We start from the raw sequence: 13,097 nt of genomic DNA, 5'->3' as shown, positions 1-13,097 counted from the left end.
GCCGGGGCCGCCGACGCGGCCCGGCGCACCGGGGCGAGCGCCAGCGCCCGCCGGGTCGACGTGACCGTCGAGGCCGAGGTCGCCGCCGCGCTCGACGACGTCGCCGCCGAGTGGGGCGGGATCGACGCCGTGCTGCACGTGGCGGGCGTCATGCGCGGCCAGGGCCTCGACGTCCGGGAGGTCACCGCCGAGCTGTGGGCGCAGGTCATCGCGGTCAACCTGACCGGGCCGTTCCTCGTCGCCAAGCACGCGGTACGGCACCTCACCCCGGGCGCCGGTGTCCTCGTGCTGGTGGGCTCCAGGGCGGGCGTGCAGAACGGCTCCGGCTCGGTACCCTACGGCGCGAGCAAGGGTGGGCTGCACGGCCTGGCGCTCACATTGGACCGACAGCTCCGTCCACAGGGGATCCGCGTACACACGCTGTGCCCCGGCGACATCGACACGCCGCTGATGCGACGGTCGCTGGACGAGGCGCGGACCAACGGGACCGACGCCGGCCGGGTCGCGGAGATCGAGGCGGCCCTGGGCCGTCCGGAGGACGTGGCGTCCGCGCTGGTCCTGTTGGCGTCGCCGGTCAGCGACGGTGTGGTCGGCACCGTCCACACCCGCTGAGCAGCCCGCCCGAGACCGGCGACGACGTGGAGGTGGCAAGGTGATCGGCATCATCGGTCCGGAGGACTCGATCCGGCTCGTGCAGGAGGTCGCCGCGGGCGAGGGCCGGGCCACGGACCTGACGGCCCGCACGTACACCCGGCCGGAACAGGCCCTCGAGCTGGCCCGCGAACTCGACGAGCTGTGCCAGGTGCTGCTCTTCACCGGGCGCATCCCGTACGCGTTCGCCGCCGCCGCCGGCGACCTGCGCGCCGAGATCGACTACATGCCGCACGCCGGCATCGACCTCTACCGGACACTGTCACGGATGCTGCTGGCGAGCGGCGGACGGCTGCCCACGGTGAGCGTGGACACCATCGAGGCCGACATCGTCCGCGAGACGTACCACGACATCGACCTGATCCCGCCGACCGAGATCCTGCCCATCGCGGACTCGTCCGGCCTGCTCTTCTCCGGCCTTGACGAGATCACCGCCTTCCACCGCGAGCGGTACGCCTCCGGCGCGGTCGAGGCGTGCCTGACCTGCCTCGGCGCGGTGCACCGCGACCTGGCCGACAGCGGGGTGCCCGTCTGGCGGGTGGAACACACCCGCGCCTCCGTGCGGGACGCCCTGCGCCGGGCGTGGCTCGCCGCGGAGGTACGACAGTCCCGCGCCACCCAGATCGCGGTGATGATGATCGAGCTGACCGAGCCCGCCAGCCGCCAGCAGGACCCGTACCAGATGGAACGGGAGCGGCTACGGCTGCGCGAGGCGTTGCTCGAACACGCCGAGCGGATGCGGGGCAGGCTGGGCACGATCGACGACCGGACGCTGCTCATCACGACGACCCGCGGCACCGTCGAGAGCGCCATCGCCCGGCACCGGGCCGGCCACGCCTCCCTGCTGACCCTCCGCGGCGTCGACGTCGAGCACACGGTCGGCTTCGGTGCCGGCACCACCATCGCCGCCGCCGAGGACAACGCCCGCAAGGCGCTGGCACTCGGCCGCGGCAGCGGCGACACCCACGTCGTCTTCCCCGACGGGCAGATCTACTCCAGCCGGGAGAGCCCGGTGAAACAACGGCTCCGCGAGACCGCCCCCGAGGTCCTGCGGATCTCCGAACAGCTCCGCCTCGGGCCGCTGTCGACCCGCCGGTTGCTGGACGCGCTGCACCAGATGGACCCGAACCAGGTGACCGCGCGGGCCCTGGCCGACGCCTACGGGGTGGAGGCGCGCTCGGCGCGCCGACTGCTCAAGTCGCTGCGGGCCGCCGGCTTCGCCGAGGAGGTCGGCGTGCACGTCAGCACCGGCGCGGGCCGGCCGCAGACGGTCTACCGGGTGGCGATGCGGCGGCTGCTCGAGGCCATCGGCGGTGAGGCGTGAGGTTCGAACGGACCTTCCTGGTCACGGCCACCTTCGCCGCGGACGCCGCCACCCGCCGGGAACCGCACCGACAGGCCCACCTCGCCCACGTCGAGGCCCTGCTCGCCGACGGCACCGCCCTGCTCGCCGGGGCCCGGGCCGACCTCGGCGCTTCCGTCCTCGTCCTGCGGGCCGCCGACGCCACCGCCGCCCGCAACCGTGTCGAACAGGATCCGTACTGGCAGCACCGGGTGTGGACCGGCATCGAGGTGGTCGACTACCTCGCCGCCACCCCGCAGTCCCTCGGGAGGTCATGATGTCGCAGTACCGCCAGATCGCCGGAGTCCGGGTGCAGGGCGCCGCATCCGCGCCCTACGCGGCCCGGCTGTTGGGCGAGGCGTGGGGAGAGACACCCGAGGGGGTGCCGGTCCGCTTCGAGGCCGACCCGGCGCGGCCCGAGGGCGGCTACCGGATCGAGGTGCCCGAGCAGGGCGAGATCCGGCTCAGCGGCGACCCCTTCGCCGGCCTGGTCTACGCCGCGCGGGAGCTGCTCGCCCTGGCCACCCCGGCCGGCGTGCCGGTGGGCGTCCGGGAGGGCGCGCCTCGGCTGCCGCTGCGCAACCTGTGGACCTGGGACCACTCCACCAACTGGGACCTTCGGCAGCTCGGCCAGCAGGAGATCGGCGCGCTGAACCCGTACGCCAAGCCCGCCGACGCGTTTGGCGCCGACTACCGGCGGCTGGTCGACTTCTGCAGCCGGGAGCGGATCGGCGGCATCGTGGTGTACGGGCTGCTGCGCGACGCCCACGGCGGCGTCGAGGCGGCCCGCGAGCTGTGCGAGTACGCCAACGCCCGAGGCGTACGGATCATCGCCGGGATCGGCGTCAACGCCTACGGCGGCATCTACTTCGACGGCCGGCACCGCTACAACCTCGCCACCTGGCTGCGGCAGCGCCCCGACCTGGCCGCCGAGCTGCCGAAGAAGGTCGGGTTCGACATCGACGACTTCGGCGACCTGCACTTTCCGGCCAGCGAGTACATGATGGCCGCCTGCCCGTCCCAGCCGGACAACCTGGCGTGGCACCGGGAGGCGGTCGACTGGCTGCTGGACACCCTCCCCGTCGGCGGCGTCAACTTCGAGACCGGCGACTACGGCAGCTGCGCCTGCGCCAGGTGCGCGGCCCGCACCGGCGGCGAGCGCACCTCCTGGTCGTACGAGGCCATGCGGTCGGTCTACCCGACCCTGCTCGAGACCGCCCGCCGCACCGGGCCGGCGGGGGTGCCGCTGCGGCACCTCGTCGAGGTCTACTGGGACAACATCTTCGACCTGGAGGCCCAGAAGCCGCTGGCCGACCTGCCCGACGACGTGGCCTACCAGTACTGCGTCAACCGGGGTTTCTGGCACGACAACCGGGACCGGCTCACCGCCGACCACGTCGACGGGCTTCCGCACACCACCAACGTGCTGCGCACCCACGCCGGCTCCCAGTGGAACCGGCAGCGGCACTCCTGGGTGCCCGACCTGTACGCCGACATGGCGACCCGGGCCGCCGGGGCGGGCATGCGCGGCCTGACGATCTTCGCCGAGGCGTCGGCGTACCACCCGACCAACGAGATCAGCTACCTGGCGTACGCGCGCTTCACCTGGAACCCGGACCTGGCCTGGGCGGACTTCTGGCGCGCGGAGGTGGCACCGCGGTTCGGCGGCGCGGCCGAGGCCGAGGCGTTCCGCGCCGGCGCGGCCGCGCTGGACGACCCCACGGCGACGGCGGACGCCCTCGGCGCGGTCCGCGGCGACGCCCTGGCGATGGTCGCCGCCACCAGCGGTGACGTGCAGCGTCGGTGGCTGTGGCTGGCCGAGCGCGCGGCCCGTCACGCCCACTCCGCCGGCTGACCTGCCAGCTCCCGCCCGGAAGCAGCGGTGCGGCCGGACGACCGGCCCCCGCTGCGCGGCGGGTACACCGCCGGCGAATTTCACCCGCTTCGGGTGACGGCCGCTCACCACCGGGCGTTCCAGGCTGTACGAACAGTGCGGCTCGCGGGGGTGTCGGAAGGAGGTTTCTGATGGGGGACCCGACCGCCGACTATCTCGGCCGGCTGGGCCGGCGCCCGGCCACGCCGATCACGATGAAGGCCCGGGGCACGATCCGGCTGGAAGTCGAACGCGATACGGGAGCAGATGTCTGGTTCGTTACGTTGTGCGACGGCACGACCCAGGTGTCGCGCCAGGACCAGCGGCCGGACCTGGTGATCCGGGGCCACCAGACGCTCTTCGACCGGCTGGTCCAGGGCCGGGCGCAGCTCTACGCGGCGCTGATGCGCAACGAGATCAACGTCGAGGGCGACCTGGCGCTCCTGTCGTCGTTCGAGCGGCTGCTGCCCGGCCCCGAGGGCGCCCACCACCCGCGTGACTTCGCCCGGGCAGGAGGACAGGGCTCATGAGCGAACGAGGCGTCAGCATCCTGGACGGCAACACGTTCGTCGTCAGCGACGAACGTGGCGACCTGCACCCGTCGCCGACCTTTCCCACCGGGCTCTTCTCGTTCGACACCCGGTTCCTGTCGACCTGGGTGCTGACCGTCGACGGCGAACCGCTCAACGCCCTGTCCCGGGACGACCTGCAGTACTTCGAGACCCGCTACTTCCTCGTACCCGGCGAGCCGACCCACTACGTCGACGCGAAGGTCTCGGTCATCCGGCAGCAGCAGATCTGCCGGGAGTTCAGCGAACAGTTGACGGTACTCAACCACGACACCGAGGAACGGCACCTCACGTTGCGGGTGGAGATGGCCACCGACTTCGCCGACCTGTTCGAGATCAAGGACGTGCGGCAGAAGACCGGGAAGACTCTGACGAGCGTCGAGGACGGTCATCTGCGGTTCCGTTACGAACGAGGCACCTTCCACCGTGAGACGATCATTTCGAGCACTTCGCCGGCGCGCGTCGACGAAACGGGGATGACCTTCGACCTCCGGATCGCACCGCGCGGCAGGTGGAGCACGGAGCTGCACGTCTACCCGATCGTGCGCGGCGCGCGGGGCCTCGACATCCGGGCCAGCCTGGATGCCCACCAGGGGCGGGCGAAGCCGCAGCTGCGGCAGGACCTCGACGACTTCCTCATCCAGACACCACAGCTGGTGTGCGACCACCGGTCCCTGCAGACGGCGTACGAGCGCAGCCTCACCGACCTGGCCGCGATGCGGTACTCGCCGCTCGCCTTCCCCCGGCGGTTGCCGGCCGCGGGGCTGCCCTGGTTCATGACCATCTTCGGCCGCGACAGCATCTTCATCAGCCTGCAGACGCTGCCGTTCGTGCCGGAACTCGCCTCGACGGTCCTCCGTGACCTCGCCTTCCAGCAGGGCAGCAAGCTGGACGACTACCGCGACGAGGAACCCGGGAAGATCGCGCACGAGTTCCGCTACGGCGAATCGGCGGCGTTCGAGGAGCAGCCGCACAGCCCCTACTACGGATCGGCGGACTCCACCCCCCTGTACGTGATCCTGCTCGACGAGTACGAGCGGTGGAGCGGGGACGCCAGCCTGGTGCAACAGTTGGAGCTCGAGGCCCGCGCGGCGCTGAACTGGATCGACGAGTACGGCGACATCCTCGGCAACGGCTACGTGTCGTACCAGCGGCGAAACACCGTGAACGGCCTGGAGAACCAGTGCTGGAAGGACTCCTGGGATGCCGTCTCCTACCGGGACGGCCGGCTGCCCGGACTGCCACGCGCGACCTGTGAGCTGCAGGGGTACGCCTACGACGCGAAGCTGCGCGGCGCCCGTCTGGCCCGGCACTTCTGGAACGACCCCGCCTACGCCGACCGGCTGGAAGCCGAGGCGGCCGACCTCAAACGGCGTTTCAACCGCGACTTCTGGATCGAGGAGGGGGAGTACTACGCGCTCGCCCTCGACACCGACGGCAAGCCGGTCGACGCCATGTCGTCCAACATGGGGCACCTGCTGTGGAGCGGCATCGTCGAACCGGACCGGGCCCAGAAGATCGCCCAGCACCTCCTCGGGCCGAGCATGTTCTCCGGGTGGGGCGTCCGCACCCTGGCCGACACCGCGGCGCGGTACAACCCGGTCGGCTACCACGTCGGCACGGTCTGGCCGTTCGACAATTCGATCATCGCGTGGGGCCTGTGGCGCTACGGCTTCCGCACCGAGGCCGGCCAGATCGCCGAGGCGGTCATCGACGCGTCGCAGTACTTCGGTGGGCGGCTGCCCGAAGCGTTCGCCGGCTACGAGCGGCCCCTGACCAAGTACCCCGTCGAATACCCCACCGCCTGCAGCCCGCAGGGCTGGTCGGCCGGAGCGACCCTGCTGTTCCTCCGTACGATGCTCGGCCTCAATCCGCACGAGGACCACCTCGCGGTCGACCCCGCCCTGCCGGCCGCGATCGGCCGGATCGAACTGCTCGACATCCCGGGCCGTTGGGGGCGCGCCGACGCGTTCGGCCGCAGCGGGGTCGACAGCCGGCGTCGCGCCAGGGCTCGACGGTAGGGGGCGGAACAGGGCCCACGGAATTTAGGAACGATCGTTCTTGACTGATCGTTCCTAAACCCGCTACTGTGGCTGACATGGGGAGACCACGTGGGTTCGACGAGGATCAAGCTGTCCAGGCGGCGATAGGAGTTTTCGCCGAGCGGGGATACGACGGCACGTCCGTCGACGACCTGGTGGCCAGCCTCGGCGTCCATCGCAACAGCCTGTACAAGACCTTCGGCAGCAAGGGCGGGCTCTACACCAGGGCGCTGCGCTGGCACGTGGAGCACCAGGTGCGACCACTCGTCACGGCCGTCGCGGCGGCTGGCGACATCACCGAGGCGATGCATCGCGTACTCGCCACCGACGCGGCGAAACCCGGCTTCGACCTGCTCCTGAGGGCCGCGGTCGAGCGCGCCCCGGTCGATCCCGAGGTCGCCGAAGTGGTCGCCGAGTGCCTGCGGGAGATGGACGAGGCCCTCGGTCGCGTCCTGATCGCCGACCATCCGGGCGCCGACGGAACCGCTCGCGTCGAGGCACTGACCACCGCGCTGACCGCCACCGTGCTGGGTCTGCGCCTGCGGGCCAGGGCCGGCGCGTCCGATACGCAAACCACCGAAGCCGGCGCGGCAGTGGCCGACCAGCTCAGCCAGCACGAGATCTGAGGAGAAAGACATGGCACGTGTTTACGTCGACGGCGAGGCCCTCGTCGTGGAGATCGAAGGCATGGACAAGCTCTGGGCACTGAAGAGCCGGCTCACCATCCCGCTGGTCAACGTCAGGGGCGCGACCGCCGACCCGGGGATCGTCAAGGAGCCGAAGGGCCTGCGAGCGCCGGGAGCCCACCTCCCCGGGGTCATCGTCGCGGGCACCTTCCACCACGACGGCGAGCGGGTGTTCTGGGACGTCCGCGATCCAGCGAAGGCCGTCGTCATCGAACTGACCGACGAACGCTACAGCCGCCTCGTCGTCCAGGTCAGCGACCCCCACGCCACGGTTCGGCTCATCGAAGAGGCCACGCGGACGCCCTGACCAGTCCGTCCGTCGCTTCCCGGCCGGTGGCCGCTCCGGCGGCCACCGGTCCCTTTTTCACCCCACCTCGAACGGCGATGCCTCATGCCCAAGATCCAAAGGCTGGTTCCCAGTGACCACGACAAACCGCTCACCAGCATCACGAAGACGTCCGACGGCGTGCGGGTGCAGGTGCGCAACCTCACCAAGCGGTTCGGTGCCGTCCCGGCGGTCACCGACCTGAGCTTCACCGTGGAGCCCGGGCGGGTCACCGGTTTCCTCGGCCCGAACGGCGCCGGGAAGTCGACCACCCTGCGAATGATCCTGGGATTGATTCGGCCCACCTCCGGCGACGCGCTCATCGGTGGCCGACGGTACGTCGAACTGCCGCAGCCGGCTCGTACCGTCGGCGCGGCCCTGGACGCGTCAAGCTGTCATCCCGGAACCAGCGCCCGGGACCACCTGCGGATCTACTGCGACATGGCCGGGCTGCCGGTACGACGCGCGGACGAGGTCATCGAGGCCCTGGACATGTCCGGTTTCGCGGGCCGGAAGACCGGCGAATTCTCCACCGGCATGCGCCAGCGGCTCGCCCTCGCCACGGCCCTACTCGGCAACGCTCCCGTGCTGCTTCTGGACGAGCCGACCAACGGGCTCGACCCCGGGGGGATCGCCTGGCTACGCCGGTTCCTACGCCAACTCGCCGACGAGGGGCGCACCGTCCTGGTCTCCAGCCACGTGCTCAGCGAGGTGGAACAGATGGTGGACGGCGTGGTCGTGATCAGCGGCGGGCGCCTGATGGCCGAAGGCACCCTCGACGAACTCGCTGCGGTGACCGTTCCCGCCGTCGTGGTCCGGTCTCCGGACGCCGACCTCCTCGCCGCGAGACTGGCCGATGCCGGGACGACCGATGGTCGCCCGCCCCGGATCGAGAACACCGGTCCGGGCACCCTCCGAGTCCATGGCCTCAGCGCCGAAAGGGTCGCAGACACCGCAGCGGGCGCGGGCCTGCGCGTGTACGGACTGACTCCGTGCCGCACCGACCTGGAGCAGGCATTTCTGCAGTTGACCGGGGAAAAGAGGACCACCCGATGAGCCACCTCGTCCGAGCCGAGTTCCGCCGGCTGTTCGCTACCCGCCTCTGGATCTGGGCGGTGGCCGCGGCGGTCGTCTTCGGCGGCGGCCTCGTCGGGCTGCTCACCATCGTCGGCCCCGAGAACGTCAATCCACCACTGCCCGGACTGGACACCGAGGCCGGCATCCGGGCGGTACTCGGCCTCGCCGGGCTCGGAGTGATCGTCCCTGCGCTGTTCGGCGCGACAGCGGTCACCTCCGAGTACCGGCACCGGACCATATCGGCCACGTTTCTGTTCGCACCTCGACGCTGGAGCGTGCTGGCCGCGAAACTCCTCGTCTACCTCGTCGCCGGGGTGGCCTATGGGCTGATCACCACGATCGCGGCCGGCATCGCGCTCTACGCCGGGACGGCTGTCCGGGACATCCCCACCGGCGCACCACTCGATGTCGTCGTCAGTCTGCTGCTGCGCCTGGTCGTGGCGATGGCGGCCTACACGGTACTGGGCGTGGGCATCGGCGCGCTGGTCCGCAACCAGGTGCTCGCGTTGGCCGGCTTGGGCGCGTACCTCTACATGGGCGAGAACCTGCTGCTCTTCATTCCCGGGGTGAACACGGCTTACCCGTTCCTGCCCGGCGGTGCCACCGCCGCGCTGACCAACTTCACCGCGCTCACCCAGGTGGCGAGCGACACGACCGGAGCCGCACCGCAACTCCTCTCCCCGCATGCCGGCGCCGGGCTGCTGATCGCCTACGCGCTCGCCGCCGCACTACTGGCTATCGTCCTGCCCCTACGCAGGGACGTCGTCTGACCGGGGCGGACGACCGGACGAGCACAAGGCGTGCGCCGGGTCGGCACCCCGGGCTTTCCCGGTCAGGTGGGCCGGCGCACGCCCCGCTGGTCCAGCCAGCCGTCGACGTCGAAACCCCGCGCCGCTCTCGGTCTGCCGTCGGCAGGCGCCAGCCTTGTACCGTCTTGGAACTGGTCCGCCACAGTCGCGTCGGGAACGGTGGCATCAAGGACCGACGTCAGCCAAGGAGGGGTTGGTGCGGAGTTTCGCCCGTACGTTCGTCGGCAACCTCGTGCTCTTCACCGTCCTAGGGGTGGCGGGGCCGGTCCTGCTCGTCTGCGGCGCCCTGGGCGTCACCGATGCCGGCGAGGGCGAACGGGGCGTCCCGCTGGCCTTCCTCCTCGCCGGGCTGGGGTTCACCCTCGCGATAGCCGTCAGCGCCCTTCTCTTCACCCGCAGGCACCACCCGGTCATCACCGACCGCGACCGCGTGTCCACGGCGGACCAGTGGGACGATCACACCCTCGCCATGTGGACCCCCCGCGCCCGGATCCCCATCCAGGGCGGCCGGCTTGCCACGGCCGAGGTGCGCGAGGCGACACTCGTGTCGTACGGCGACGACTGGGAGGCGACGTACCAGTCCTACGGCGGCGACCTCGACCCCGACGAGCCGAAGCCGCGCATCCGGCTCAGGCTGCGGGTCCACCCTGACGGCGGCGAGCCGTTCGAGTCGACGCACACGTGGCGGGTGCCGTCCCTGTGCCTGGCAGCCGTCACCGCGGGGCGACTCGTCGCCGTCGTCCACCCCGACATCCCCGAGGAGTTCGGCATCGACTGGCCGCGCAGCGCCCTGCTGTCGGGCGCCAGGACGTGCAGGCTCCTCGGCCTCGACGGGCGGCACGTCGAGCTGACCGGTCGCCCGGATCTCCTCCTGGAGCTGTGGCGGATCACCGGGACCGGGACCGCGGGCCGGATCACCATGGACGGCGACACGATCGACCTGCGCCGCGTCGAGCCCGCCGTGGCGACGCAGCTCCAGAGCCTGGTCGAGCGGGCCGCCGGCGGGTGGCCGGTGCCCGAGCCGGTGCCGGACGGGCAGGCCAGGTGGGTGGTCGACCGTCTGCCCGCGGAGAAAGGGGCGTTCGGTGGCGTGGACCGCCGGTGGGCCCGCCACGGCGGGCGCCTCGTCCGTGGCCGGTTCCTGGAACTGCGGGGCACGACGACCTTCCAGTACGCCGGCCCGGTGCTGGAGACCGTCCTGCGCGTCTTCCCCGCCGACGGCACCGCCCCGATCGACCTCGGGAAGAAACTGACGGTGCCGATGACCTACCTCGCGCTGCTGCACCGCACGAGGCAGCTCGTCGTGCGGGTCGGCCCCGACCGCCGGTCGTACGAGATCGACTGGGCGCGCACCACCCTCGCCGTGGGGGCGAGCCCGGCCGTCGTGATCGGACCCGACGGTCGCCGGTTCGACCTGACCGGCCGGTTCGACGCCCTGCTGGCGATCATGCGGCTGCTCGTGGCCAACCGGGTGAGTGTCTCCGGCAACGTCCTGGATCTCCGGGACCGCCGCCCCTCCGCTGTGGCGGCGCAGGTCATGGACGTGGTCCGTGCTCGTCCCGACCGGAATTCGCACCTGGACTTCCCGGTGCCGTAGGGCGGGCCGTACCCGCCGCACCACCGGTGTGGCCCGCCCACCAAACCTGCGGTGTTGCTCGACGTGGCCGAAGGCGCGAACCCGGTGGTGGCCGGGCCGCGCCGTCGGAATGGTCAGCGTGGCTGCTCGGCGAGGCCCCGGATGCCCTGCAAGGTGGCGGTCATGGCCTCCCGCAGGGCGGTCCGGCGGTTCTCGATGATCTGCTCCTCGTTCTCGGGTGCCCGGTCGATGACCAGGCTCACCCCGCTGCGGCCGGGGCCGATCCGCACCGACTGGACCAGCCGGCAGCCGTCATCCTCGGGCGTGAGCCGGAACTGCCAGGTGGCGGCGGGGTGCCGCAGGTCGGCGGGGCCGCCACCGAAGCGGTTGTCCGGGTCGAGCACCACCCAGCCGAAGACCTGCGGCTCGTCGAACCGCACGACGTGCGAGATGGTCCGCCACTCGCCCAGCGCGGGATGGTGGTTGTGCCCCTCGAACCGGGCGCCGAGCGCCGGCCCCCGGCTGCCGTCGAGCCATCGGACCCGGCGCAGCTCCGTACTGAACCGCGTGGGCAGCTCGATGTCGGTGACCAGTTCCCACACCCGGGCCGGATCGGCCGCCAGGTGCAGGTCACACTCCACCGTCGGGCCATCGACGTAGCGCACGGCATCCTCCCTTGTGTCCTTCGGCTTACCAGATCCTCTCACCGCGTTGACCGTCGGCGGGGCCCGCTTCGCCCGGGTTCGGTGCAGGGGCGGTCAGCACCGTGGCACGTTGGGGATGAAGCCGTCGTGGCCGGTCAGGACGTAGGCGTCCGAGACGTACCTGTTGGTGCCGATCCGGTTCCAGACGTTGGTGGTGCCGTAGGTGCCGGTGACGGTGGTGCCGACGGCCTGGCAGTAGATGCTGACCGTCGCGCCGTCGGCGACGGATCCGACGATGGCGTAGCCGGAGCCGGGTCCCGAGCGGACGTTGAGGCCGGCCCCTCCGGTGTTCACGGTGCCGGAGCCGATGCCGGTCTTCCCGTTCACCAACTCCATGTAGTAGGTCCAGTTCCAGTGTGGGCCCGGGTCGGTGTGGGTGGCCCCCGGCACCTCGTTGTGGCCGATGATGTGTGCCCGGTCCTTGGGGATGCCGTACTTGTTGGCCAGGTTGCGGGTCAGGGCCGCGGACGCCCGGTACATCGCGTCGGTGAACCAGGCGGGGTTGTCGACGTAGCCTTCGTGTTCGATGCCGATGGACTGGGTGTTGTAGGTCCAGTTGCCGGCGTGCCAGGCGATGTCCTTCTCGCGTACGGACTGGGTGACCGCCCCGTCGGACGAGCGGAACGTGTAGTGCGCGCTGACCTTGGCGGCCGGGTTCTGGAACCAGCTGATCGATCCGGCGTAGCTGCCCTGCGTGATGTGGATGACGACGTACCTGACGGGGTGGCTGCCGGGCCGGCTGGCCACGGTGTAGTTGCTGGGGCTGGCCGGCGCCCACGCGGCCGGTCCGTAGTCGGTGCTGAGGGTTCCGACCCCGCCCGCCGCCTCGGCGAGCGCGCCCCGCTGCGGCGCGACCGGACGGCCGGGAACGGCCAACGCTTCGGGCGGTGCCGTCTCGAAGCCGGTTCGGAGCAGGTCGTAGACGGCGTCGGCGTAGAGCCGGGCGAGCGCCGGGGTGCTTGCCCCGCCGTAGCGCGCGACCGAGCCGTACCACGTGTTGACGTCCTGGCGCTCGACGGCGGTCAGGCCGGCCTGGTCGGCGTAGGAGCGTAGGACGGCGGCGGCCCCGGCGACGTTCGCGGTCGGGTCGGCGCGCAGCGTGTCCCGGTCGAGCCCGGTCAGCCGGGCCGCCTCGTCCAAGGTGTGCAGGTTCGGGTTGCTGACCAGGTGCATGAGGCCGTAGCCGCCCGCCGCGCTCGGTCTGCCGCCATGCCCGTCGAGTCGCGTCTCGGCGTGGCCGAGGGCGAGGAGCAGATCGCGGGGAACGTCGTACCGTCGTGCGGCGGTGTCGAACGCGGTGGCCAACCGACTTGATGCGGCCGAGCCCCGGTCCGGGGCGGCTGATGCCGGCGAAGCCGCCAGGACTGACTCACCGGACAGGACCAGAGCCGCGGCGAGCATGGCGCCGAGTAGCCCGTGCGTACGCCGTGAGGCGCGTCGACC

13 protein-coding genes are annotated in these 13,097 nt (G+C 71.5%); 11 read left to right on the top strand and 2 right to left on the bottom strand.

The annotated features are described in order from the left end of the window. The 11 genes from AB0L34_RS16140 to AB0L34_RS16090 form a co-directional block, all read left to right on the top strand. A partial coding sequence (locus tag AB0L34_RS16140; RefSeq protein WP_363705259.1) for an SDR family oxidoreductase occupies positions 1–612 on the top strand: 612 nt, incomplete at its 5' end. Between the two features lie 40 nt (positions 613–652). Beyond that, positions 653–1,975 (top strand): hypothetical protein, encoded by a 1,323-nt coding sequence (locus AB0L34_RS16135; RefSeq protein WP_363705258.1) that lies wholly within the window; start codon positions 653–655, stop codon positions 1,973–1,975. Continuing rightward, entirely contained in the window at positions 1,972–2,271 is a 300-nt protein-coding gene (locus AB0L34_RS16130) for a YciI family protein (protein WP_363705257.1), read from the top strand. The genes AB0L34_RS16135 and AB0L34_RS16130 overlap by 4 nt, the downstream gene beginning before the upstream one ends. Further along, positions 2,271–3,848: a hypothetical protein gene (locus AB0L34_RS16125; protein WP_363705256.1), complete on the top strand. Its 1,578-nt coding sequence runs from the start codon at positions 2,271–2,273 to the stop codon at positions 3,846–3,848. Before AB0L34_RS16130 ends, AB0L34_RS16125 begins: the two co-directional genes overlap by 1 nt. 170 nt (positions 3,849–4,018) lie before the next feature. Then, positions 4,019–4,396: an SCP2 sterol-binding domain-containing protein gene (locus AB0L34_RS16120; protein ID WP_350704605.1), complete on the top strand. Its 378-nt coding sequence runs from the start codon at positions 4,019–4,021 to the stop codon at positions 4,394–4,396. Beyond that, the gene (locus AB0L34_RS16115; protein WP_363705255.1) at positions 4,393–6,456 is read left to right on the top strand and encodes a glycogen debranching N-terminal domain-containing protein; all 2,064 of its coding nucleotides are present in this window, start codon (positions 4,393–4,395) and stop codon (positions 6,454–6,456) included. The genes AB0L34_RS16120 and AB0L34_RS16115 overlap by 4 nt, the downstream gene beginning before the upstream one ends. A 77-nt stretch (positions 6,457–6,533) precedes the next feature. After that, positions 6,534–7,103, top strand: coding sequence for a TetR/AcrR family transcriptional regulator (locus AB0L34_RS16110; protein WP_363705254.1), 570 nt, complete (start codon positions 6,534–6,536; stop codon positions 7,101–7,103). A 10-nt stretch (positions 7,104–7,113) separates the two neighbouring features. Continuing rightward, entirely contained in the window at positions 7,114–7,470 is a 357-nt protein-coding gene (locus AB0L34_RS16105; RefSeq protein ID WP_350704599.1) for a hypothetical protein, read from the top strand. An 84-nt stretch (positions 7,471–7,554) separates the two neighbouring features. Then, positions 7,555–8,544 (top strand): ATP-binding cassette domain-containing protein, encoded by a 990-nt coding sequence (locus tag AB0L34_RS16100; protein ID WP_363705253.1) that lies wholly within the window; start codon positions 7,555–7,557, stop codon positions 8,542–8,544. After that, entirely contained in the window at positions 8,541–9,335 is a 795-nt protein-coding gene (locus tag AB0L34_RS16095; RefSeq protein ID WP_363705252.1) for an ABC transporter permease, read from the top strand. Before AB0L34_RS16100 ends, AB0L34_RS16095 begins: the two co-directional genes overlap by 4 nt. 235 nt (positions 9,336–9,570) lie before the next feature. Continuing rightward, positions 9,571–10,971, top strand: a complete 1,401-nt coding sequence (locus tag AB0L34_RS16090; protein WP_363705251.1) for a hypothetical protein — start codon at positions 9,571–9,573, stop codon at positions 10,969–10,971. Positions 10,972–11,084: 113 nt separating this feature from the next. Here the strand turns inward: AB0L34_RS16090 and AB0L34_RS16085 are convergent, their stop codons facing one another. Beyond that, positions 11,085–11,615, bottom strand: a complete 531-nt coding sequence (locus tag AB0L34_RS16085) for an SRPBCC family protein (protein WP_363705250.1) — start codon at positions 11,613–11,615, stop codon at positions 11,085–11,087. A 93-nt stretch (positions 11,616–11,708) separates the two neighbouring features. Further along, positions 11,709–12,959 (bottom strand): N-acetylmuramoyl-L-alanine amidase, encoded by a 1,251-nt coding sequence (locus tag AB0L34_RS16080; protein ID WP_363705249.1) that lies wholly within the window; start codon positions 12,957–12,959, stop codon positions 11,709–11,711. Between the last annotated feature and the right edge of the window lie 138 nt (positions 12,960–13,097).

This window comes from Micromonospora sp. NPDC052213, assembly GCF_040679695.1.
Classification (GTDB): Bacteria; Actinomycetota; Actinomycetes; order Mycobacteriales; family Micromonosporaceae; genus Micromonospora.
The sequence above is the reverse complement of the archived record's forward strand: the minus strand, read 5'-3'. Positions and strand labels throughout refer to the sequence as shown.

What these genes read in the sequence shown, in the direction of transcription:
- AB0L34_RS16120 (WP_350704605.1), top strand. Translation starts at nt 4,019, where the DNA reads ATGGGGGACCCGACCGCCGACTATCTCGGCCGGCTGGGCCGGCGCCCG.
- AB0L34_RS16105 (WP_350704599.1), top strand. Translation starts at nt 7,114, where the DNA reads ATGGCACGTGTTTACGTCGACGGCGAGGCCCTCGTCGTGGAGATCGAA.
- AB0L34_RS16095 (WP_363705252.1), top strand. Translation starts at nt 8,541, where the DNA reads ATGAGCCACCTCGTCCGAGCCGAGTTCCGCCGGCTGTTCGCTACCCGC.
- AB0L34_RS16100 (WP_363705253.1), top strand. Translation starts at nt 7,555, where the DNA reads ATGCCCAAGATCCAAAGGCTGGTTCCCAGTGACCACGACAAACCGCTC.
- AB0L34_RS16125 (WP_363705256.1), top strand. Translation starts at nt 2,271, where the DNA reads ATGTCGCAGTACCGCCAGATCGCCGGAGTCCGGGTGCAGGGCGCCGCA.
- AB0L34_RS16110 (WP_363705254.1), top strand. Translation starts at nt 6,534, where the DNA reads ATGGGGAGACCACGTGGGTTCGACGAGGATCAAGCTGTCCAGGCGGCG.
- AB0L34_RS16115 (WP_363705255.1), top strand. Translation starts at nt 4,393, where the DNA reads ATGAGCGAACGAGGCGTCAGCATCCTGGACGGCAACACGTTCGTCGTC.